The 22,062-nt window shown below is 66.6% G+C and carries 14 protein-coding genes; 9 read left to right on the forward strand and 5 right to left on the reverse strand.

Annotated elements, in window-relative coordinates:
- The first annotated feature begins 8 nt into the window (after window positions 1-8).
- Window positions 9-893, forward strand: coding sequence for a hypothetical protein (locus AKJ09_RS45955; RefSeq protein WP_146654198.1), 885 nt, complete (start codon window positions 9-11; stop codon window positions 891-893).
- A gap of 124 nt (window positions 894-1,017) precedes the next feature.
- Here AKJ09_RS45955 and AKJ09_RS45960 read toward each other — a convergent pair whose 3' ends face one another.
- Window positions 1,018-1,707, reverse strand: a complete 690-nt coding sequence (locus tag AKJ09_RS45960) for a helix-turn-helix domain-containing protein (RefSeq protein ID WP_169928444.1) — start codon at window positions 1,705-1,707, stop codon at window positions 1,018-1,020.
- 273 nt (window positions 1,708-1,980) lie between these two features.
- Here AKJ09_RS45960 and AKJ09_RS45965 point away from each other — a divergent pair, with 273 nt between their 5' ends.
- The 3 genes from AKJ09_RS45965 to AKJ09_RS45975 all read left to right on the forward strand — a co-directional run bounded on the left by AKJ09_RS45965 (window position 1,981) and on the right by AKJ09_RS45975 (window position 6,665).
- Window positions 1,981-3,423, forward strand: coding sequence for a sensor histidine kinase (locus AKJ09_RS45965; protein ID WP_146654200.1), 1,443 nt, complete (start codon window positions 1,981-1,983; stop codon window positions 3,421-3,423).
- A gap of 87 nt (window positions 3,424-3,510) precedes the next feature.
- Window positions 3,511-4,974, forward strand: a complete 1,464-nt coding sequence (locus AKJ09_RS45970) for a sigma-54-dependent transcriptional regulator (RefSeq protein WP_146654201.1) — start codon at window positions 3,511-3,513, stop codon at window positions 4,972-4,974.
- 428 nt (window positions 4,975-5,402) lie between these two features.
- Window positions 5,403-6,665, forward strand: coding sequence for a matrixin family metalloprotease (locus AKJ09_RS45975; protein ID WP_169928445.1), 1,263 nt, complete (start codon window positions 5,403-5,405; stop codon window positions 6,663-6,665).
- Window positions 6,666-6,668: 3 nt separating this feature from the next.
- On the opposite strand, the gene glgX is transcribed toward AKJ09_RS45975, so the two are convergent.
- Together glgX and malQ are read right to left on the reverse strand one after the other, a co-directional pair.
- Entirely contained in the window at window positions 6,669-8,885 is a 2,217-nt protein-coding gene (gene glgX / locus AKJ09_RS45980; RefSeq protein WP_146654203.1) for a glycogen debranching protein GlgX, read from the reverse strand.
- 66 nt (window positions 8,886-8,951) lie between these two features.
- A complete protein-coding gene (gene malQ, locus AKJ09_RS45985) occupies window positions 8,952-10,505 on the reverse strand; it encodes a 4-alpha-glucanotransferase (protein WP_169928446.1) in 1,554 nt (517 codons plus the stop codon).
- A 180-nt stretch (window positions 10,506-10,685) separates the two neighbouring features.
- Between malQ and AKJ09_RS53830 the strand changes: the two genes are divergently transcribed.
- Window positions 10,686-11,492, forward strand: a complete 807-nt coding sequence (locus tag AKJ09_RS53830) for a hypothetical protein (protein ID WP_169928447.1) — start codon at window positions 10,686-10,688, stop codon at window positions 11,490-11,492.
- Window positions 11,493-11,527: 35 nt separating this feature from the next.
- On the opposite strand, the gene AKJ09_RS45995 is transcribed toward AKJ09_RS53830, so the two are convergent.
- Window positions 11,528-13,267 carry a hypothetical protein gene (locus AKJ09_RS45995; RefSeq protein ID WP_146654206.1) on the reverse strand — a complete coding sequence of 580 codons (1,740 nt, stop codon included), beginning with the start codon at window positions 13,265-13,267 and terminating at the stop codon, window positions 11,528-11,530.
- A gap of 407 nt (window positions 13,268-13,674) precedes the next feature.
- Between AKJ09_RS45995 and AKJ09_RS46000 the strand changes: the two genes are divergently transcribed.
- Both AKJ09_RS46000 and AKJ09_RS46005 read left to right on the forward strand, forming a co-directional pair.
- Window positions 13,675-14,778 carry a S1 family peptidase gene (locus AKJ09_RS46000; protein WP_169928448.1) on the forward strand — a complete coding sequence of 368 codons (1,104 nt, stop codon included), beginning with the start codon at window positions 13,675-13,677 and terminating at the stop codon, window positions 14,776-14,778.
- A gap of 49 nt (window positions 14,779-14,827) precedes the next feature.
- Window positions 14,828-15,910 (forward strand): hypothetical protein, encoded by a 1,083-nt coding sequence (locus AKJ09_RS46005; RefSeq protein ID WP_146654208.1) that lies wholly within the window; start codon window positions 14,828-14,830, stop codon window positions 15,908-15,910.
- A 4-nt stretch (window positions 15,911-15,914) separates the two neighbouring features.
- On the opposite strand, the gene polA is transcribed toward AKJ09_RS46005, so the two are convergent.
- Window positions 15,915-18,752, reverse strand: a complete 2,838-nt coding sequence (gene polA, locus AKJ09_RS46010) for a DNA polymerase I (RefSeq protein WP_146654209.1) — start codon at window positions 18,750-18,752, stop codon at window positions 15,915-15,917.
- A 329-nt stretch (window positions 18,753-19,081) separates the two neighbouring features.
- Between polA and AKJ09_RS46015 the strand changes: the two genes are divergently transcribed.
- Together AKJ09_RS46015 and AKJ09_RS46020 are read left to right on the forward strand one after the other, a co-directional pair.
- Entirely contained in the window at window positions 19,082-20,617 is a 1,536-nt protein-coding gene (locus AKJ09_RS46015; RefSeq protein ID WP_169928450.1) for a serine/threonine protein kinase, read from the forward strand.
- Between the two features lie 59 nt (window positions 20,618-20,676).
- On the forward strand, window positions 20,677-22,044 hold the full coding sequence (locus tag AKJ09_RS46020) for a tetratricopeptide repeat protein (RefSeq protein ID WP_146654211.1): 1,368 nt from the start codon (window positions 20,677-20,679) through the stop codon (window positions 22,042-22,044).
- Window positions 22,045-22,062 lie beyond the last annotated feature (18 nt).

Consider the following 22,062-nt stretch of genomic DNA (forward strand, 5'->3'; position numbering starts at 1 on the left):
AACGAATCATGATGCGCCCCCGCCTTCTCAACGTCTTCGCGACCCTCGCCCTCGGCTGCTTCGGCGCCGCTTGCAGCAACAGCAGTGATTCGGGCCCCGCGCCAGCGCCGACCGCGCCCGTCGTCGAGCAGCCGGCCCCAACGCCCACCACGCCCACCGGCCGTCAGTTGATCGACAGCGCGGGCCCCACGTCGCCCGTGAACCTGATCATCGATCCCAACTTCGCGCTCGCAACGGGAAGCCCGTCGTATGGCGCGTTCTTGGCGGTGAGCGAATCCGGCGGCCTGATCACGCTCGACACCACGGCCGATAGCCGTTCGCCCGCGGGCTTCGCGGGCAACGTGGCGATCGTGAAGGCCCCGAACGCGACCGACAAGCGTTCGACGGGCGTCCTCCTGCTCGCGAGCTTCCAGGGTGGCGAGGGTCCGTTCGATGCCCAGGTCTGGGTCTCGAAGACCGACCTTGCCGGCAACCCCGCCGACGTGACGATCGACGCCAAAGGCATCACCGCGAGCATCACGAACGGAACGCTCGACGGCCAGGCCTACGACCTCACGCCGGTCGACGACGAGCGTCACGTTGCAGGCGGCAAAACGTGGGTTCTGCTGCGCACGAAGGTCACGGATCCGTTGCCGTACGGCGGGTACTTCCTCGTCAACACCGGAACGGGCGGAGGCCAATTCCTCGTCGCCCGACCGGAGATCGTCCCGCAGTCGCTCGCAGCGGGCGTCGCAACGCGCTCGCTCGACGTGAAGGCCGTACGTGCTCCCCGCCCGCTCACCGACGCCGAACGCCTTGCCATGAAGCGCTATCGCGCGATTCCGCAGCGCTTCGTTCCCGCCGGCGCCGCCGCAGGTGCACGCCCGAAGGTGCCGGCGCGCAGCGCATTCTGAGTGGACGCGCCCTCGCCTTTCCAGGCGGTCGGGCGCGCGACATCAGCCCCACAAAATACACGCGCGCCTGGGTGGCGGTCCCAGGCGCGACGCTCGTGTATTCAGGTTTTGAGAGAGTGAGCCGTCAGGACGGGTTCGCTTGCCCGTTGGGCGCCTGCTGCTGCTGCTGCTGCTCCGCGCGGGCGCGAGCCCAGCGCTGAATCGTACGGCGGTCGATGCCGAGCGCAGCCGCCGTGTGCACCTTGTTGCCGCCAAAACGACGGAGCGCGTAGTCGACGTACACGCGCTGGAAGCGGTGCATCGGAACGAGCCCTTCGGCCGCCTCGATGAGAGCCTCCATCGCATCCGGCGTCGCCTCCTTGGGAAGCGGCGTCGAACGGCGCTGCACGACGCCGCTGGAGGGCGCCGTCACAGAGACCGCGCTGCTCGAGCGAGCAACCTTGCGCTTCAATTCGACCATCGCCAGAAGCTGGCTGATCTGGGCCGCGGCCAATTCTACCGCGCCACTGGTGACGGTGCTCGCCCCCAGTTTCGCGACTTTGACCGCCAGGTCCATGTTGTCGGTGACGACGAGAACGACCGCGTTGGGCGCGGCACGCCCTGCGAGATCGGTCACGTCCTCATCGCCGAAGCTGGCTGCAGAGATCACGACTACATCGGCGGTGTCCAGCGCCTCTTGAGCCGCTGCGCGCGAAGTCGCGCGACGAACGGAGCAACCTTGCTCACGCAGCGTGCTCTCGAGACCCACCCCCTTGTCGCCCTCCACCAGCAGTGCACTGAATCGTGCCGAAGGAATCGCGCTTGCCAGATTCACGCTCAATACTCGCTCCTCTCTCCCCCGGCAGCCGGAATTGGCCCAACCGGTAGAGGCTGCGGCTCCCTCAGCAGTCATCATGCCACCGCGACAGTTGCATCGAAGCGCGCGATATCTCGCAGCGGGGCCACAAAAACCCTGTGGCCAATCGCACCGATGCCGCAGTGTCGTGGGGCAATTCGACACAATGCCGCAGTAAGCCTCTCGAACTGCGGCAGTCAGGCTGGATCGGCTTGGGTCGTCCCGCTCGGGTCGCTGAGGTAGGGTATCCCCATGAAAGTCGCGACGAAGTTCGCGCTCGCCTTCCTTGCGTGCGGCATTCTCAGTGTTCTTGTGTACTCCTCGGTCGCGGCGTCGCGTGAAGCGCACCGGACAGAAGAGACCGTGGCCGAAGACCTCGCCTCGAGCGGGCGGACGCTGAGCAAGCTCGCCCTTGCGGTCTGGGAGCGCGACGGTGAGGTGAACGCCCGCGAGCTCGTCGGCGTCACGGACCGCGACGAAGAGTTCGACGTTCGTTGGACCTGGCTCGACGTCGATACCGACAACTCCTACGCCCCACGCGCACCGGCCGACGTCATCACCTCGCTTCGACAAGGCACGCCGGCGAACTGGGTGCGCATCAAACCCGGCGGCGTACGAAAGTTGTTCGTCTACGTGCCGCTCCTGCGCCCGGGCCAGCGCCCCGCGGCCCTCGAGCTCTCACGACCGCTGACGGCACGGTCGCAGGTCTTCTGGACCGAGGTTCGCGACGAACTCCTCGCCTCGACACTCGTCGCTGCGTTCGCGACGTTCCTCGCCTTCGTTCTGACGTCTTGGATCGTCTCCCGTCCGCTCGCCGTCGTCGAAGAACAGGCCCGCCGAATCGGTACCGGAGACCTTTCGCGCCGCCTGCCGGTCCGAGGTCGCGACGAGGTCTCCTCCCTCGTACGCGAGCTCAACGCGATGTGCGACCAGCTTCGCGACGCGCGAACCCGGGGCGATGCGGAGGCCGAAAAACGCGTGACCACGCTCGAGCAGCTTCGCCACGCCGACCGCCTCCGCACCGTCGGAACGCTCGCCTCGGGCATCGCCCACGAGCTCGGCACACCGCTCAACGTCATCTCGATGCGCGCGAAGATGATCGCCACCGGCGAAGTCCCCACCGACGAGGCCGCGTCGAACGCGACCATCATCGCCGCCCAGGCCGATCGCGTGACGAAGATCGTCCGGCAGCTGCTCGACTTTGCGCGACGTCGTACGCCGAAGCGCAGCGACGCCGAGCTCGGAGATCTCGCCGAACGCGCCGCGAATCTCCTCTCGACGCTCGCGAAGAAGAGCAACGTCGCGATCGTCGTGAATCGCCACGATCCCGTGCGTGCTCACGTCGACGCCGCGCAGATCGAGCAGGCTCTCACGAACCTCGTCATCAACGCCGTACACGCGATGCCGAAGGGCGGAACCGTGAGCATCGACGTGCGCCGCACGCGTTCCGCTCCACCTGCGTCGGAGGCCGAGCGCGACTGCGCGGTGCTCGAGATCTCGGACGAGGGGGTCGGCATCGCCCCCGAACACCTCGTCCGTATCTTCGAGCCCTTCTTCACCACCAAAGGCGTCGGTGAAGGCACTGGGCTCGGCCTCAGCGTGACCCACGGAATCGCGGAGGATCACGAGGGCTGGATGACGGCGAAGAGCACGGTCGGTAAAGGCACGACCTTCATGCTCTACCTACCGGTGTGATTTGCGACACCCCCAACACGACGAAACGGCAAAAAAACCGAGCCGACATGAACATCCTGGCGGGTGAGTTGCGCTAGATTCGGGCGCATGACTTCAGCCGCTACGACCGCCCGCCACCGCATCCTCGTCGTCGACGACGAACCCGAGATGGCGAAGGTCGTCGAGCAAGCTCTGGCTCGTCGCGGCTACGACGCGCAGCAGGAACACAGCGCGGACGCTGCGTGGGAGCGCCTCGAGAAGGAAGACTTCGACATCGTCGTCACGGACCTGAACATGCGTGGCATGAACGGCGTCGAGCTCACGGAGCGGATCGTCAAGAATCGCCACGACGTCCCGGTCATCGTGATCACGGCGTTCGGATCCCTCGAGACGGCGATCGCGACCCTGCGCGCGGGCGCCTACGACTTCATCACGAAGCCTTTCGAGATCGACCAGCTCGTCGTCGCGGTCGAGCGCGCCCTCTCGAACCGCCGCCTCCGCGAAGAGGTGAAGCGCCTTCGTGAAGAGGTCGAGCGCTCCAAGCCGGGCGCCGAGTTCGTCGGCGACAGCCCCGCGATGCGCAAGGTCCACGAGACCCTCGCGCGCGTCGCCGAGACCGACGCGACGACGCTCATCACCGGCGAGAGCGGCACCGGCAAGGAGCTCGTTGCACGCGACCTCCACCGCCGCAGCAAGCGCGCCGACGGGCCCTTCATCGCCATCAACTGCGCGGCGCTCCCGGAGGCACTTCTCGAGAGCGAGCTCTTCGGCCACGCCAAGGGCGCCTTCACCGACGCGAAAGCGCCGAAGAAGGGCCTCTTCGTCGAAGCCAGCAACGGCACGCTCTTCCTCGACGAGATCGGCGAGATGCCGCCCGGCATGCAGGCCAAGCTCCTGCGCGCCCTCGAGGAGCGCACGGTCCGCCAAGTCGGTGGTACCTCGGAGATCCCGTTCGACACGCGCATCATCGCCGCCACCAATCGCGACATCGAGTCGTTGGTCGCGAGCGGCCGCTTCCGTGAAGATCTCTACTACCGCGTCAACGTCGTCCACGTTGCGCTTCCGCCGCTCCGAGCCCGTGCGAACGACGTCCTCGCGCTCGCACAGCAGTTCATCACTCGCTACGCCGAGCCGATGGGTAAGCGCGTCGCCGGGTTCTCGCCGGCGGTCGGTGAGCGGTTGCTCGCGTACTCGTGGCCCGGCAACGTGCGCGAGCTGCAGAACTGCATCGAGCGCGCGATCGCCCTCGCCCGCTTCGAAGAGCTCACGGTCGAGGACCTTCCGCCGAAGGTTCGCGACTACAAGCCGTCGTTCGTCGTCGTCGCCACGGAAGATCCGACCGACCTCGTCACGATGGAAGAAGTCGAGCAGCGCTACATCCAGCGCGTGATGGAAGCGGTCGGTCAGAACAAGACGCAGGCCGCGAAGGTCCTCGGCTTCGACCGCACCACCCTGTATCGAAAGCTCGAGCGCTACCGCATCGGCAACGCGAACGCGGCGACGGGTAGCACCGGAAGCGCGAGCTCACCGAACACCGTCGCAGCACCCGTCGTCGCGAGCGCGAAGGACTGAACGGGACGCCGAGAGAGAAAGATCGAACTCGGCAGTTCTGATTCGATATCAGTGAGCGCAGCCATAGCCTGATCGCCAATTGGCCGCGTACGGAAACGCAGGTTCCTGAACGTCCCTCGAGGACATCGACCGAGGCGCACCGCCATGTAGGCAGTGCGCCTTTCTCGTTTCCATCGTTGAAATCACGCGTGATTTTGGGCCTCGACCAACGTCTCGTTTGGGCCTGAGACGCTGTTGTGACTCACATTTGGTGTTCACATACCCCACGCGCGGGCATCGGGGGACCCTCAGGGCACCCGCGTTACAGCCTGACACTCATTTTCGGATGTCGGTGCATTTGAGGGGAGTTGGTATTTGAACTCCCGTAGACAGGCTAAGTGGCACTGGCTCGTGTGCGGGGACGAAATCGAAACACGGTGTTTGGCACCGTGCTTCGGCGATGCTTCGCCCTGCTCGCGGCGACCGGAACCCTCGCTGCCGCGGCGTCCGACGCTCACGCGTACGTCGTGAAGAAGACGACGGACGGCGACTTCGTCCACTGGGAGCAGCGCGAGGTCGACTTCACGATCGATCCGTCCGTCGACGGGAACGTGCCCCAGGCCGCACAGGCCGTGCGTCACGCGATGGAGAGCTGGAGCGGTTCGGCCGGCGCGCCCGAGCTCGCAGGACGCGCCCCGCAGGCGAACTCGCCTCAGAAGCCTGGCTACGACGAGAAGAACGGCATCTTCTTCGTGAAGGGTGGATATGCGCCGGCCGGTCGTGCGCTCGCCATCACTGTCCTCACGTACGACAACGCGTCGGGCAAGATCCTCGACGCGGACATCGTCTTCAACGGCGCCTACTCGTTCGCGGTGCTGAGCGACGTCACGACCCCAACGCAGAAGGCGTCGAAATCCGGGACGCACCCTTCGACGACCGACGGAATCTCGCACGATCAAGAGGCCTCGGCCGCGCCCGGCACCATCTACGATCTGCACCACGTCGTCGCGCACGAGCTCGGGCACTCGCTCGGCATGAACGACGAGATGGGCCGCAAAGACGCGCTCATGTACCGCTACTCGGCGCCGAACGATGCGTCGATGCGCGCGCCCGCCACCGACGATATCGAAGGCCTCGCGCAGCTCTACAGCACGAAGCTCGAAGGTCGCGGCAATGCGTGTGGCGGCGCCACGGTCGCCCCGAAGAAGCCGTCCGCGGCCGCTTCGCACGCCGCGATGTTCGCGACGTTCGCGCTGCTCGCATTCCTCCTCTTCCGGGCCCGCAGCGATCGCCGTGCGCGCATCGGCTTCGTGCTCGCGACCGCTGCAGCCACGGTGGCGCTCCTGCCCGACGTCTCGAAGGTCGATGGCGGCGTCGCGCGCGCGAGCGAGCTCGCCCCGGGCCAGGCGCGCGCCCGCGTTCTGTCGACGTCGACCTCGATGGAAGACGGGCTAATTCGCACCACCTACTCGCTCGCGACCACCGTGTGCCGCACCGCTTCGTGCCCGAAGCTCGGTCACGGCGTGGCGTGGGGCGGTACCGCAGGCAACATCCGTCAGGAAGTCGGCGGCGAGTTCGCGCCGGTCTCGGGCGACGAGGTCGACGTGTCGTTCGCTTCGCTCCCGAGCGAGCTCGCGCCCCTGTCCTCGCCTCTCGGTGGCACGGCGCGAAGCGCGGACGCCGAGGTCCGCGTCATCACCGCCGCTCCGTAGTCGTCACTCGATCGGCGTCGCCGCTCTCGTCTTCGACGACGGCCGCCACGAACCGCGGCTCGGACGAACACGCTTCAACACCATCGCGCTGCACGCGACGAGCGTGACGGTGGCTCCCGCTTCGAGCTCCCCGTCGGTGCACATCGCCTCGCGCTGCGTGTCGATGCGCATCGCCCAGCGGCTTCCCCACTCGGCGTTCGGCAGCACGAACGAGACGTCGGTGCGGCTGCCGTTCAGCAGCACGAGGAACGAGTCGTCGAGCACGGGGTGGCCCATGTCGTCGGTCCAGTCGAGGGCGTCGCCCGAGAGCAAGAGACCGATCGTGGCGGCCTTGGGCTTCTGCCAGTCCGCCGTGGTCATCTCGCGCCCGCTCGGGGAGAACCACGCGATGTCTTTGAGCTCGCTGTTTCCGACGCGCTCGCCTTTGAGGAAGCGATTGCGCCTGAACACGGGATGGCGACGCCGAAACGCGATGAGCTCCCGCGTGAACGAGAGAAGACGCTGACGGCGCTCGTCGAGATCCCAGTCGAGCCACGAGACGGGGTTGTCCTGGACGAACGCGTTGTTGTTCCCGCGCTGCGTCTTCCCCATTTCGTCGCCGCTCGTCAGCATCGGAACGCCCTGCGAGAGCATCAAGGTGACGAGGAAATTGCGATGCTGGCGCGCGCGCAGGTCGTTGATCGCCTCGGAGCTCGTTTCGCCTTCGACACCGCAGTTCCAGGACGAGTTGTCGTCCCAACCGTCGCGGTTGTCTTCGCCGTTGGCGATGTTGTGCTTCTTGTCGTAGCTGACGAGATCACGAAGCGTGAACCCGTCGTGGGCGGTCACGAAGTTGATGCTGGCGTGCGGGTGCCGGCCATCGTCTTCGTAGAGATCGCTCGAGCCCGTGAGACGGAAGCCCATGTCGCCCGTCGTTCCCGCCTGACCGAGCCAGAAGCGGCGGACCGTATCGCGATAGCGACCGTTCCACTCGGTCCACAAGATCGGGAAGTTTCCGACCTGGTAGCCGCCTTGCCCGAGGTCCCACGGCTCGGCGATGAGCTTCACGTTCGACAGGATCGGATCCTGATGGATGATGTCGAAGAACGCGCTCATCTTGTCGACGGCGCTCGTCTCGCGCGCGAGGGTCGACGCAAGGTCGAAGCGGAAGCCGTCGACGTGCATCGTCGTGACCCAGTACCGCAGGCTGTCCATGACGAGCTTGATCGTCTGGGGATGCAGCATGTTCAGGCTGTTTCCACAGCCCGTGTAGTCGTCGTAGAGCGACCGATCGGTCGCGTTCAGCCGGTAGTACACCGCGTTGTCGAGACCACGCAGCGACAACGTTGGACCGAGCTGATCGCCTTCGCCCGTGTGGTTGTAGACGACGTCGAGAACGACCTCGATGCCGGCGCGGTGCAGCGCCTTGACCATCTGCTTGAACTCGACGACCTGATGCGAGTGATGGTGGCGATCCGGCCTCTTCGTCGCGAATCGCTGATCGGGCGCGAAGAATCCGAGCGTGGAATAGCCCCAGAAGTTCTCCATGCCACGCACGGCAACGGACCACTCGTCCATGTGCTCGTGGATGGGCATCAGCTCGACGGTGGTGATTCCGAGCTTCTTCAGGTGGGCGATGATCGGCTCGCTCGCCAGCCCGAGGTACGTGCCCCGGAGCTCCGGCGGGACGTCCGGATGTTGCGCGCTGATGCTCTTCACGTGGGCTTCGTAGAGCACCGTGTCTGCCCACGACACTTGCGGAGGCTTGTCACCTTCCCAATCGAACGCGTCATCGACCACGACGCTCTTCGGCACGCCGCGCGCACTGTCGCGCGGATCCGCGGTCTTCTCGTCGAGCGCCGCGCCGGTGCCTGCGAGGCCTCGCACGGGGGCGCCGACGAAGCCGAAGACCGGTGCACCGTAGTCGACGCGCCCTTCGATGGCCCGCGCATACGGGTCGACGAGGAGCTTGCTCGGATTGAAGCGCAGGCCCTGTTTGGGTTGCCACGGGCCATACGCGCGGAAGCCGTAGCGCTGGCCGGGACGAACGCCATGGGCGTAGCCATGCCAGACGTTCATCGTGCGCTCGCGGAACGGGATGCGTGTCTCGTTCCCCTGCTCGTCGAACAAGCAGAGGTCCATGCCCGTGGCGTTTTCCGAAAAGACGGCGAAGTTGACGCCCTCGCCGTCGAACGTGGCCCCGAGCGGCGCGTGTCGGCCGGGCCTCAGCGTGAATCCCATGAAGGTCGTCGAGGTTAACAGGAAAGACGCCGAGGCGCGGAAACCTTCGCGCCGGGCGTCTCTAGCTCAAGCTCGGTTCGTCTCGGAAACGAGCGCACGGATGCGCTCCAAACGTGCGAGGAGCGAAGGGTCCGCCCCGAGATCTTCGAGCGGTCGATCGAGCCGCCACGTCCAGTTCTCGTCGTTGACGGTGCCCGGCGTGTTGATGCGGGTCTTGTCGCCGACGATCTCGTTGGCGAGCACGAGCACGAGATCCGAGCGCGCCGAGAGCAAGAGTTTCAGCAGTGCGAGCTCCCGTTCACCCTCGGGCAGATCGAGCGGGATCCGATCGAGCGCGGCGAGACGCTCGCGCTCCCACGGCTCGAGCGCGTACCACCACGACGTGATCGGCATCGTGTCGTGCGTGCTCCACGTCGCGACGCTGAGCTCGGGGAAGTGCCGCGGATCGCGCGGAATGAAGTTCTCGTCACGCTCCCACGGAAGGACCTTGTACCCGGGCAAGCCGAGGCGGGTCATCGTCTCGCGGACGAACGGCGGGATGACGCCGAGATCCTCCGCGATGAGTGCGCCCGGACCGGCAGCGTCACGCATCGCCGAGAGCACCTTCGTGCCGCGTGCGAGCTGATTCTGCTCACCGGAGGGGTCGAACGTTCCCGGTTCACCGTCCTTGCGGACCCATTGGCGGAAGAAGCCGACGACGTGATCGATCCGGAACCGATCGAAGAGAACGGCAGCGTGACCGGCGCGCGCACGGAGCCACGCCAGGTCGTCCTTGTCCATCGCCTGCCAGTCGTAGGCGGGAAGTCCCCAGCTCTGGCCTTCGGGCGCGAAGTCGTCGGGCGGCGCGCCGAGCGTCACGTCCGAGCGGAACTGGTGACGATTCGCCCAGACATCGGCGCTCTCGCCGCCGACGATGAACGGCATGTCCCCCATGAGCGCAACGCCGAGCGCTCGCATCTCCTCGCGCGCCGCGCGCCATTGCTCGTGGGCAATCCACTGCAGGTACATCTGCTCGAGGATGCGCGTGCCGATGCCACCGTCGTCTTTCGGATCGAGCGCGAGTCGCACGATCTCGGGCGAGCGATCGCGCTCGGCGTCCGGCCACGTGCGCCACCCGTAGCCGTCGTGACGGGCGCGAAGTGCCATGTAGAGCGCATGGTCGCGAAGCCAGGTCGCTTCGTGCTCGACGAAGGCGAAGAACGCCCGAGCGCGCTCGGAGCTCGTCGTGAGCTCGCGTTGGCAGAAGCGCGCGAAGGCCGCCGCGAGCGCCTTCCGTTTGAGCGCGCGCACGGCCTTGTATTCGACGCGCGAAGACTTGCGCAGGCGCTCGAGCTCGGCATGCCCCTCGTCGCCGAGGGTGCGGGCGATCTCGACAGCGTCGAGGTCGGACACGCGCTCGATCGTGATGTAGATGGGGTCGAGCGCGAACGCGGAGAGCGCTCCGTAAGGGCTGGTCTCCCCCTCGGCGAGCTCGTGCGCAGGGAGCACCTGCACGAGCTTCTGCCCCGCGTGGAGGAAGAAGGCTGCGCAGGCGGGCAGATCCGTGATTTGCCCGATGCCCCAATCGGCGCGCGTGCGGATCGAGAAGAGCGGAATGGTGACCCCGGACACCCTGGACATGTAGGGAGGCTCCTTCGCACACGGAACGGCCTCGCGCAAGATGGTCCGTAACTCAGTACTGAGGCACGGCAAAGCACCAAAGCTCTTGCGCAGAGAACACGGCCGTGATGGCTGGCGAGTGCCGTAGCGCCACCACGGGCTCGCGGGAACTTTTTGGGTCCTGCTACACACTATCCAAGCATGCGCGCGCCGCCCTCCGGTCGATGGTCGACCCCGCTCTCGGTGACCGCACTGTCGCTCGGCATACACATCTCGGTGGCCGCGCTGCTCCTCGGGTCCCGCCATCCCACCCAGGAAGCGTCGGGCGACCCGGCCCCCCGCCTCGCGGGCGACACCTTCGAGCTCCCCGCCCCCGATCTCCGAAGCGAGCCGCTCGCGAACGCGTCCCCTTCCCCGGCGACCAATGCCGGCGCGCCGTCGTCGCCCGACGAAGCCGACGACGGAGCCTTGCGGGCGGCGCCCCCTGTCCGCGCGCCCGCTGCGGCGAAGTCGTCCCATCCTAGCCGCCCTTCGGGTGGCCACGCCGAATCGCCGAACGCCGGAGAGTCGTCAGCTGCGACGAATACGGGCACGCTCTACGGGGCCGTCGGCGACCGTTCGGCAACCGACTTGGCCGCAGCCTTCGCGCGAAGCTTCACCCAAACCGCCAGCGCCGATCGAGCCTGGGAACGGGCGCCGCTCGGCAGTGCAGGCTCTGCCACCGTCGTCCTCGCCATCGACGACGAGGGACACATCACGGACGTGCGCGTCGAGGGGGCGCCGAGCCCTGCGCTCACCTCGAGCATCCAGCGAACGATGGCCCTCATCAAAGGGCGCACGTTCGTCGCTCACGACAAGGTCACCCGCATCCGTCTCGCCGCCACCATCACCAACGGCGCGGAGGCCAACGACGGGCTATCGGGCGATCGCTTCGGGCTGAGCGTGCACGGAGGCAAAGCGGCTTTCGTGCTTCCGATCGGCCGGCGCATCCAGCTCGATGTGAAGTAGCGCCGTCAGGCGCCCTGGCGTGAACTGGCCGCGCGTCAGTGCGCGTGAGCGCGCTCGTCAGGGTTGGTCTTGCGCTCGTAGATCTGCAAGCGCCCCTGCTCGAACGTCAGCCGGTAGGCGGAGGGGATCAGCGCGCGCGCCTCGGGTGTCACGTCCCAGACGAGGAGGTGATCGTAGCGAGGCATCGCGTCGACCCAGAACTCGCGCCACGTCGCCTCGTACGCCGATTCGCAGTCGTCGACGACGACGTTGCCGTCGAGCATGTTGCGGCACACCGCGCTCGGCTGCGCCATGCTGGGCGCGAATCCCTCGAGGACGAGGTGATTGAAGCGCACCGGCGGCGGCGTGCTGTACATGACGGGGAACGAGTGCGAGTGCGCGAAGAGCAGCGGCGCGGCGGTGAGCTTCTCCGTCACGTAGTAGCCCCACGCGTGCATGATGCTGCGCGTGTTGTCACTCGCCACCTTGTGGCGGAAGAGAAGAGGCAGAAGTCGCGCACCTTCCGGCACGACCGGAATGCCCGCCGTGAACTCACGCCGCTCGCGTTCGAGCCGCATGTAGTCCACGCCCATCCCCGCGCTGTAGAACACCGCCGAAATGCCGAGCACCGCAACGAGCTTCTTTGGGAGCGAAGCGGGCACGCGAAGGAGGAACGCGAGCCAGAGATACGGGATGAAGCGCGAATTGACGTGGAACCAGTTCGTCACGATGTACGGCGAGAAGCAGTACATCAGCGCGAGCGCGACCAGAGCCACGGGCGAGAAGAAGGGCGGCGACTCCTTGCGACGCCACAAGCCGAGCCCCGCCAGCACGAGACACGGGACGAGAGTGCTCAGCTCGAGCTTGGAGAAGCCCCAGAGCCACTCGGCCCACATGTTGTAGCCGAGCTCCCAAGCCGGAAGCGTCTTGCGATGGTCGATGAAGCCAGTCATCGGACCGACCGTGTCGCTCAGGTGCTGATAGAGCGACGCCGCCACGAGCACCGCCACAGGGAAGAGCGGAACGGCCATCTTCTTGACCGTCTCCCAGCGCTCTTTCCACGTCGGTCGCAGGGCCGCTTCGATCGCCGCGAGCATGTGCACGATCAGGAGCGGGAAGACGTGCGCATACCAGGTCACGATCCCGAGGACCGTGATGAGAATCCCGTTCTTGATGGTCGGAGCGCGCCTCTGGCGCTCGAGCCCCATCAGCACGCCGAGCGAGAGCGGCACCGCGAGGGCGAAGTCCAACATGCCCATCGTCAGGAACCAGTTGTGGACCATGGGCCACATGAACAGGCTCGCGACGAGCATGCGCTGCCGGCTGCCGGTCATGGCGAGCACGAAGCGCGGCAGGACGAAGGCGTTGCCCGCAAGAACAAGGACCGCGAAGAGGCGCGCGGCCATCTTGGCGCCGGTCACCTTCGCGACGACGAACAGCCAGGCGAAGAGCGCCGCGTTCGTCTTGAAGAAGCCGTTGAAAACGAACTCCGGGTAGCGCTCCGGATGCTCGATGATGGCGACGGCGGCGAGGTGATTGGGGAGGTCTTGGTACGGCGGGACTTCGACGAACGCGAGAGGCCACGCGCACGTCACGAAGAGCACGGCTCCCACGAGGAGCGACATCTGCCCATCGGAGAGGCGGTGCCAGGCCTTCGCCAGATCGGGCACGACCCCCTGCATCACACGCGAAGGGGGCGAGACAACCGGACCCTCGATCGTCGCGCCACGCCCAACGAGCCCGCTCTCGACCGGGCTTCCAATCAGGTTTCGTGCGTCGGCGGCTGAATTGGGCATCGAGTGGCGCTTCCGTCAGTGGACCTTCGCGAGCTCTGTCCACGTAGTGCACGTAGACCGGGGCGCGAGACCAAGACTTCCAAGACTGAGCCCATGACGCAGGGCTCCAAGCGAGGCAAGGGCATAAGCAATTAAGAGCCCAAGCAGCAAAGGTGGGAAATAACGAGGGGACGGAGCCTAACCCGGGGAAAAACAGGTGTCCATTGGGCACAGCTCAGGCCTTGGTATGACATCGCGATCATGGAGTTGGCTAAATGGATGAGATCGTTGCGTCGTAGCTCACGCCGCATCTCACGCCAGAGCTGTCGGACAGCGGCACACATCATGAAAGCTCCGCCCGCTCAGAAGTCATGGCGGCTCCGCTTGACACCTCAAATCGCAGCAAACCTGAGGCAGTCACCCATCATGTGGGTGCCTTCTCCCGGATCGTCCTCTCCCCAGCCTGGTGCATCGCCATCGCGCTCGGAAGTGCCGCTTGCGCGGCCGAAACAGGCGATGGGAGCGATACCAACCAGCCGGTCGAAGTCTCGGTCGCACCGAGTGACTCGCATCTCGCGATCTTCGGCGGCGTCGAAGACGACGATGACACGTCGCTCTCCGGCGTCGTGGCGCTGCGCGTTGGCACCGGTGGCACGTTCGAACTTTGTTCCGGAGCGCTCATCGCACCGAACCTCGTTTTGACAGCACGCCACTGCGTGACGAAGAACGTCACCACCTCGGTCTCGTGTGACGAAAATGGCCGCTCGGCGAACGGCAAACACATCTCCGCGGAGGAAGACCCGACGACGATCGGTGTCTACACCGGGGCGACGCCGAGCTTCGGTCGCAAGCCCGAGGCGAAGGGACGCGCGATCATTTCCCCGAAGGGGGCCTATCTGTGTGACTCGGACATCGCGCTCGTCGTTCTCGATCAGGCGGTCGAGGGCGCGAAGCCTCTCTCCGTGCGCCTCAAGTCACCCGCGCACCCGGGCGAGACGATTCGCTCGGTGGGCTACGGCCAGAACGACAAGGACGCGCCGATCGGAACGCGCTTCCGCAAGACGGGCGTGAAGGTGCTCGCGCAAGGTCGTGGCGTTTCCGCCAGCAGCACGCCGCTCGGCACGCACGAGTTCGAGGTCGGTCGTTCGATCTGCCAGGGCGACTCGGGCGGCCCGGCCATCAGCGAAGAGACGCAGGCCATCATCGGCGTCGTCTCGCGCGGAAGCGGCTGCGACGACGACTTCGGCCACATCTACACGACGACCGCAGGCTTCGACGACCTCTTCGACGAGGCCTTCGGCATCGCCGGCGCGGCCCCCACCCTCGAGACCAGCGACGCCGAAAGCACGAACGGTTCGACGCGCGCGCAGTCGACCGGCCCGAACCTCTCCGGGAAGGCCGACGAGGCATCGTCGTCGGGGTCGTGCGCGATGGCGACCGGCGGCACGAACGCGAAGACCGCCTCCTCGTTCCCTGCCCTTCTCCTCGCGGCCGGCGCCGTCCTCGTCGCGCGTGTACGCCGACGTCGCTGACGCTGCCACCTTCCGGTGAGGGCCCGCGCTCGGTACCCTTCCGCGGTCCATGCGCCTGCTGCATGCCCGCCTGCGCAACATCGGGCCCTTCGTCGATACCGAGCTCCAACTTTCGCGAGCGCCTCTCGTCACGGAGGCGCCGGTCGAACCCGAAGAAGGCGGCCTGACGGTCTTCTTTGGAGGAAGCGGCACGGGCAAGACGCTCCTCCTGTCCGTGCTTGCGATGACGCGGCCAGGGCATGCCTTGCCGCCGCTCCCGGTGCATCTCGCGCAGGCCAAGGAGCGCGCGTCTGACGAGCCTTCGTACGCCGTCACGGAGTGGACGCTCGGGGACGACGACCCCTCGCGGCAGCATCCGCTGATCATCACGAGTCCGTCGGCGGTCCTGCCCGACGAGACGGCGGAACAGACGACGGGACGGCGCCGCGAACAGGCGGCCTTCGATCGCCGCGCCCAAACCGAGGGCGGCTTCGTGTTCGTGACGTTCTCCGGTGCGCGCTGGTTTTCGCGCACGCCGAACATGCTGACGACGCCCGAGCGCACGCTCCTTCGGCACGACGTTCGGCAGCCCGCGAGCTTCGACGATCCCACGCGCGCGGATCTGACACGCGAGACCAAGCAGGTCCTCACGTACGCGACCATCGGACGAGCTCTCGCCGAACGCGAGGGCGGTGCCGAGCGACTCGTGCGCTTCGAAACGGCGCTTCGCGAGGTGGTCGATGTCATGCTCGAGCCCTTCGATTTGCGATACGCCGGCGTGAATCCCTTCACGCTCGAGCCCGAGATGCGCGACCACACGGGTCGCACCTTCGTGTTCGATGCGCTGCCGAGACCGGCACGGCACCTCGTGGCCCTGGGAGCCCTTTCGCTGCGGGCGCTCGCAGCGGCGTACCCGAACGCGGAGCATCCGCGCGTGACCGAAGGCGTCGTCGCCGTCGACGACGTGGAGAGTCAGCAGGAGCCCACGCTCTTGCGGGCTCTTCTGCCACTCTTCAGGCGTGCGCTCCCCAACGTGCAGTGGCTCCTCACCACCGCATCGACGCAGCTGGCCCTCGCTGCCGGACCGTCGAACGTCGTCGCCCTACGGCGAAGCGACACCGCGATCGAGATCAGCGAGGGCAATCTTCACTGAGTGGTCAGTGGGCCTCGCCCCAGTGCGAGCCATTGCCCACGTCGACCTCGAGCGGAACGTCGAGCGCGAAGGCGCCCTCCATCGCTTCCTTGATGCGTGCCTTGGCGGTATCGACGCCTTCCGTCGGCACCTCGAAGACGAGCTCGTCGTGCACGGTGAGGATCATGCGCGCACCCGGGACGACCTCACCCTCGCCGAGATGGATCATCGCGAGCTTGAGGATGTCCGCCGCCGTTCCCTGGATGGGCGTGTTCTTCGCGACGCGCTCGGCCTCGAATCGTAGACCGCGGTTCGCCGAGTGGAGGTTCGGAAGGAACCGGCGCCGGCCGAGGATGGTGCGCACCGCTTCACCGCTCCGCGCGCCCTCCACGGTCTGGGTCATGAAGTTCCGTACGCCCACGAAGCGCGCGAAGTAGGCCTCGATGAACTTACCGGCCTCCTGACGCGTGATGCCGAGCTCGCGTGCCAGACGCGGCTCGCCCATGCCGTAGATGAGGCCGAAGTTGATGGCCTTCGCGCGACGGCGCATCTCGCTCGTGACCTGATCGCGCGGGACGTCGAACACGAGCGACGCGGTGTGTTGGTGGACGTCGAGTTTGTCGCGGAAGGCGACGGCGAGCTGCTCGTCCTTCGCGAGATGCGCGAGCACGCGGAGCTCGATCTGCGAGTAGTCCGCGCTGACGATGGCGAAGCCCTTCGGCGCCACGAACGCCGAGCGGACGAGGCGGCCGACCTCGGTGCGGACGGGGATGTTCTGCAGGTTCGGCTCGGTCGAGGAGAGACGACCGGTCGCGGCGACCGCCTGCTCGAAGCGCGTGTGGATGCGTCCCGTCGTGGGGTTGACCGCACGCGGAAGGCCTTCGAGGTAAGTCCCCTTGAGCTTGTCGAGCTCGCGATAGTCGAGGATGACCTGCGGAAGCGGGTGCTTGTCCGCGAGCTCCTCGAGCACCGCCGCGTCCGTCGATCGTCCACCCTTGGCGGTGCGTTTGACGACGGGGAGCTTCAGCTCGTCGAAGAGAATTCCTTCGAGCTGGTCGCGCGAACGAATCGCGAACTTGCGCCCGGCGATCTCCTGCGCCTTGGCCTCGAGGGCCTGGCACTCGACTTCGACCTTCGCGGCGATGCTGGCGAGCTTCGAGATGTCGACGAGCACCCCTTTGCGCTCCATCGAGGCGAGAACGCGCGAGAGCGGCAGCTCGATGTCCGAATACAGCTTGCCGAGCCCATCCTGCTCGACGCGCGGGTCGAGACGAGCAACGAGCGAGACGACGTACTCGGCCTGCGGCGCGGCGAAGGTGGTGGCGCGCTCGACGTCGAGCTGATCGAACGCAACGCGCTCGCTCTTCTTCGTTGCCGTGGCGCTTTCGTCGTAGATGGCGAGCTCGGCGCCGAACTCGCGACGCACGAGGTCCTTGAGCTCGTGCGGCGACTCCGGATCGAGAAGGTACGCGGCGAGCATCGGATCGGAGATCTTGCCGGCGAGCGTCACCCCGTGCCGCGCGAGCACGTTCTCCGCGCGTTTGAGGTCGTAGCCGACCTTGCGCACGGACTCGTCGGCGAAGATCGGCGCGAGGACGTCGCGAACGACGTCCCACGACATCTGCGCGGGCGCGCCGAGATAGCGATGCGTGATCGGAACGTAGATCCCCTCGCCCGGCTCGACCGAGAGGGCGACACCGAGGATCTGCGCGCGCATCGGATCGGGCGTCGTCATCGCCACGTGCACGCCGAGGATGCCCGCCTTTTTCGCGCGTGAAACGAGCTCTTCGAGCTCCGCGCGCTCGAGCACGTGACGGTACGTGCGCGTGATGGGAGCCGCAGGAGCGACCGCCTTCGCCGAGGAGACCATGGCGATGGCGCGTCCGCCGCCCTTCTGCCCGGGCGCGAGCCTCTGGCCCGCGTCGATGCTCGCTTGCGCAGCGCTGATCTGATCGAGCAGGCGCGTGAACTCGAGGTCGAGGAACAACTTGCGAAGAGCCTCGACGTCGGCGCCGCCGTACTGGAGATGCTCCTTGTTCCAGTCGATCGGAACGTCGACCTTGAGCGTCACGAGCTGCTGCGAGATGCGCGCATCCTTCTCGTAGGTCTGCAGGTTCTCTTTCAGCTTCGCGCGCTTGATCGCTCCGACGTTCGCGTAGATGCCGTCGATCGTCTTGTACTCCTTGAGGAGGTCGGCCGCGGTCTTCGGTCCGACGCTCGGCACGCCCGGCACGTTGTCCGACGTGTCGCCGGTGAGCGCGAGGAGATCGCGCAGCTGGCTCGGGGGCACGCCGAACTTCGCCTCGACCTCGGCGGGGCCGAACGTGCGATCACGCATCGAGTCCCACATCAGCACCTGGTCGTCCGCGTCGTGGACGAGCTGCATGAGGTCCTTGTCGGCACTCACGATGACGACGCGCACGCCTTCGGCGGACGCACGGGCGACGACGGCCGCGATGAGATCGTCGGCCTCCACGCCTTCCCATCGGTAGATCGGGATGTGATAGGCGCGAACGATCTCTTCGCAACGCTTGAGCTGTTGGGAGAGATCGGGCGGGGCCGCCGGACGCGTGGCTTTGTAACGTTCGTCGATTTCCTTGCGGAAACCGGGGCCGCCCCAGTCCATGGCGACGGCCAACATCGCGGGCCGCCGTTCGTTGACGACCTTTTGCAGCATGTTGACCGTCCCCATGACGGCATGGGTCGGCTCGCCCTTCGAATTCGAGAGCGGGGGAAGCGCGTGGTACGCGCGGAAGACATACCCAGAGAGGTCGACGAGATAGAGGACGTCGGGACTCCCGGGCGGGGGAAGCGCGGCCGGGCCAGACGTCGAACGAGCGGGGCGGACGGGATTCTGCGGCACGGCGCACACGGTAGGAAGGCTGCCCGCAGCGAGCAAGCCGGACCCGCCCCCCCCCCATTCATCCGCTCGCGCCGAGAGCGAAAGCGAGCGCGAAAAAAGCACGGGAACAAGCCCAACCGCAGCGTGGTTTCCCTTTCCGAAGCCATCCCTGTACTCTTCGGCTTCGTGGGAGGCGTGGGGCGAGCCGTAGGCGCCAAACGATTTGAACGCGTTGGACGCGCCGACCGTCCAACATGCGCGCCTCTCGTCTCATTGCGCGTCGTGCAAGCCCTGCATGCTCGCGTTGTAGTTCGCCTCTGCCATCGTCCTCCTTCGAAGCCTCCTTGCCCATGAGCCAGAGCCAACCGGAAGTGCCGCCGTCCCAGGGCCTGATCGAGGGCAAATACCAGCTCGTCGGAATGATCGGACGCGGCGGCATGGGCTCCGTGTGGGAAGCCCGCCACGCAACGCTCGGTACGCGCTTCGCCATCAAGTTCATCGAGTCGGAGTACGCGGACAGCCACGAGGCGCGCAGCCGCTTCGACAAGGAAGCGCGGGCCGCAGCGACGATTCAGTCGAAGCACGCCATCCAGGTCTTCGACCACGGCGTCACGGCCGACGGCAAGCCGTTCATCGTCATGGAGCTTCTCCAGGGCGAGCCGCTCGACAAGCGCATCGATCGCGGCGTGCTCTCGCTCCAAGACACGGCGCGGATCATCCAGCAGGTGTGCCGTGGGCTCGCGCGTGCTCACGACCAGGGCATCGTTCATCGCGATCTGAAGCCGGAGAACATCTTCCTCGTGAAGACGCCGGAAGACGACGACGAGATTGCGAAGGTCCTCGATTTCGGAATCGCCAAGATCCAGAACCAGAGCAACCCGGGCATCAGCTCGACGACCAAGACCGGCGCGGTTCTCGGAACGCCGTTCTACATGTCACCCGAGCAGGCTCGCGGGCTGCGTAACGTCGATCACCGCACGGACCTCTGGTCGCTCGGCGTCATCGCGTTCAAGTGCGTGACGGGCAGACTTCCGTTCGACGGCGAGTCGGTCGGCGATCTCCTCGTGAAGATCTGCACGGCGCCGGTGCCCGTACCTTCGCAATTCGCAGCAGGCATTCCGAGCTCGTTCGATGCGTGGTTCCTCCGCGCGCTCGAGCGCGAGCCCGATCGTCGCTTCCGCAACGTTCAGGAGCTCGGCGAATCCCTCGCCTATGCAGCGGGTCTCACGCCTCGTGGCTCGGGCGGACAGGGCTACCCCATGTCCGGGCTCTCCACGGTTGCGTCCTCGCAGCCGCGAGGGTCGGCACCGCAGTATCCGGATCACATGCCCTCGGGGCCGGGCGGCACGCCCGTTCTCACGCCGCCGCCCGGCGCGATGACCGCGTCGCCGTTCACGGCCAACTCGATCTCCGGCGTTCAGGACGGGCGTGGAAAGTACATCGTGCTCGCGGCGCTTCTCGGGCTCTCCGTGGCCGGCATCGGAACGGGCATCGCGTACAAGATTCGCCAATCGAAGCAGCCGGTGGTGACGACGTCGCTTCCGCCGAGCGCGGCGACCTCGCTCGGCTCCGCGGCGAGCGCCCCCGTGATCACGCCCGAACCGACGCCGAGTGTGCCCCCTCTCGTCAACGCGGAGCCCGCCAACGCCGTGCCCGTGACGGCGAAGGTACCGCCGATCGGAAGTGCGAAGGCGCAGGGGCAAGCGACCGGGACGACCAAGCCGGCGACCAAGCCGGAGAAGCCGGGCGACAAGCCGGCGGAAAAACCGGGCGACAAGCCCCCGCCGCTTCCGGGACCAATGACGGTTCAACCACTGACGACGGCACCGGCCGCCACAGCGCCGACACCGCCGAAGAAACCGAACAAGAACGATCCGGGCTACTGATGCACGACGCGCCGAACGGCGCGATCGAAAGAAGCCCGACGGTGGTAGGGTGGACGGGCATGCTCTTTCGTCCGCGCCGCTTTGCGATCGTCAAGGTCGCTTCCCTCGCTCTGACGGCTCTCGCTCTCGTCTCCAGCGCGCGGACGGCGAACGCGCAGATGTCGGAGTCCGAGCGCAAGTCGGCGGCACGGGCGGCGTATCAAGAAGGCGTCACCCTCCAAGACCAGGGCAAGGCTGCCGAGGCTCTCACTCGGTTCGAAGCCGCGCAGAAGCTCTTCGACGCGCCGACGCACCTCCTTCGCATCGCCGAATGCCAGGCGCTCGTCGGGAAGTTGGTCGAAGCGTCCGAGACGTACGAAACGCTCATCCGGAAGAACCTCGGACCGAACCCGCCGGACGCGTTCGTCCAGGCGCAGCAGCAAGGTCAGGGCGAGCTCACGCCGCTTCGCCAGCGCATTCCGACATTGCGCGTGACGGTCCGCCCCGATCCTTCGCAGATGCAGAACCTGCAGGTCACCGCGAACGGCACCCAGATGCCGAACGAGGTCCTCGGCATCACCCGTCCCGTCAATCCTGGCGTCTACCGCTTCAACGCCGCGGCGAACGGCTGGCAGGCGAACGCCCCGCAGGATGTGAACGTCGTCGAGCGCGAGCAGAAGAACGTGGAGATCGTGATGGTGCAGCGCGCCGGCATGGCCGCGACGCCCGGGACCGTCACGCTACCGCCGCCTCCCCCGCCCTATGCCGGTGATCCGAATTCGGCCGAGCGCCTCAATCAGCCTTTTGTGCAGAGGGAAGTTCCATCGTCGCTCGGCTTCCTCTTCGGCGTCCGCGCGGGCGCCTTCGTGCCCGGCGGCGGCGTAGATCCGAACCTCTCGTTCGAAAACGTCGCCAGCGCGGGTGGCGGCGGCGCGATCGACGCCTATTTCCGCGTCGCGCGGATGCTGCTCCTCGGCGGATCGGTCGAGTACGCCGGCCTCAAGTCACCGTCGAAGCTCGACACCCTCGGTGCGGGCGTCACGGCCGACGGCTCGGTGCACACCACCTACGCGGGTCTCTCCATCGGCCTCGTCCCCAACATCGACCGCGTGTCGTTCATTGGTGACCTGGGCTTCGGCTTTCGGAGCCTGAAGCAGACGCTCACCGAGTCGACGGGCGCCGAACAGACCCACTCCTACTCGGGGACGGAATTCGCGCTCGGAGCCGGTCTTTCGATCCCCGCCGGCCCGATCCGGCTCGTGCCCAAGGCGAGCATCAACTACGGCGAGTTCGACAAGGCGGAGAACTGCGTCAGCGGGAACTGCAACTCGACGTCGATCTCCAGCACCACGGGCCACACCTTCTTCTTCGTGGGTCTGGGCGTCTATTACAGCCTCGACATCGGAAAGAAGCCGGCGCCGAAAGTCGCCGCCCTCCAGCCCCAATAATCTCGTCGAAGAGCCGCC

This window comes from Labilithrix luteola (genome assembly GCF_001263205.1).
Classification (GTDB): Bacteria; Myxococcota_A; Polyangia; order Polyangiales; family Polyangiaceae; genus Labilithrix; species Labilithrix luteola.

Bases quoted from the DNA above. Each gene is read 5' to 3' on its own strand.
- AKJ09_RS45970 (WP_146654201.1), top strand. From the start codon at position 3,511: ATGACTTCAGCCGCTACGACCGCCCGCCACCGCATCCTCGTCGTCGAC.
- AKJ09_RS46015 (WP_169928450.1), top strand. From the start codon at position 19,082: ATGAGCCAGAGCCAACCGGAAGTGCCGCCGTCCCAGGGCCTGATCGAG.
- AKJ09_RS45965 (WP_146654200.1), top strand. From the start codon at position 1,981: ATGAAAGTCGCGACGAAGTTCGCGCTCGCCTTCCTTGCGTGCGGCATT.
- AKJ09_RS45995 (WP_146654206.1), bottom strand. From the start codon at position 13,267: ATGCCCAATTCAGCCGCCGACGCACGAAACCTGATTGGAAGCCCGGTC.
- AKJ09_RS46020 (WP_146654211.1), top strand. From the start codon at position 20,677: ATGCTCTTTCGTCCGCGCCGCTTTGCGATCGTCAAGGTCGCTTCCCTC.
- AKJ09_RS46005 (WP_146654208.1), top strand. From the start codon at position 14,828: ATGCGCCTGCTGCATGCCCGCCTGCGCAACATCGGGCCCTTCGTCGAT.
- malQ (WP_169928446.1), bottom strand. From the start codon at position 10,505: ATGTCCAGGGTGTCCGGGGTCACCATTCCGCTCTTCTCGATCCGCACG.
- glgX (WP_146654203.1), bottom strand. From the start codon at position 8,885: ATGGGATTCACGCTGAGGCCCGGCCGACACGCGCCGCTCGGGGCCACG.
- AKJ09_RS45955 (WP_146654198.1), top strand. From the start codon at position 9: ATGATGCGCCCCCGCCTTCTCAACGTCTTCGCGACCCTCGCCCTCGGC.
- AKJ09_RS53830 (WP_169928447.1), top strand. From the start codon at position 10,686: ATGCGCGCGCCGCCCTCCGGTCGATGGTCGACCCCGCTCTCGGTGACC.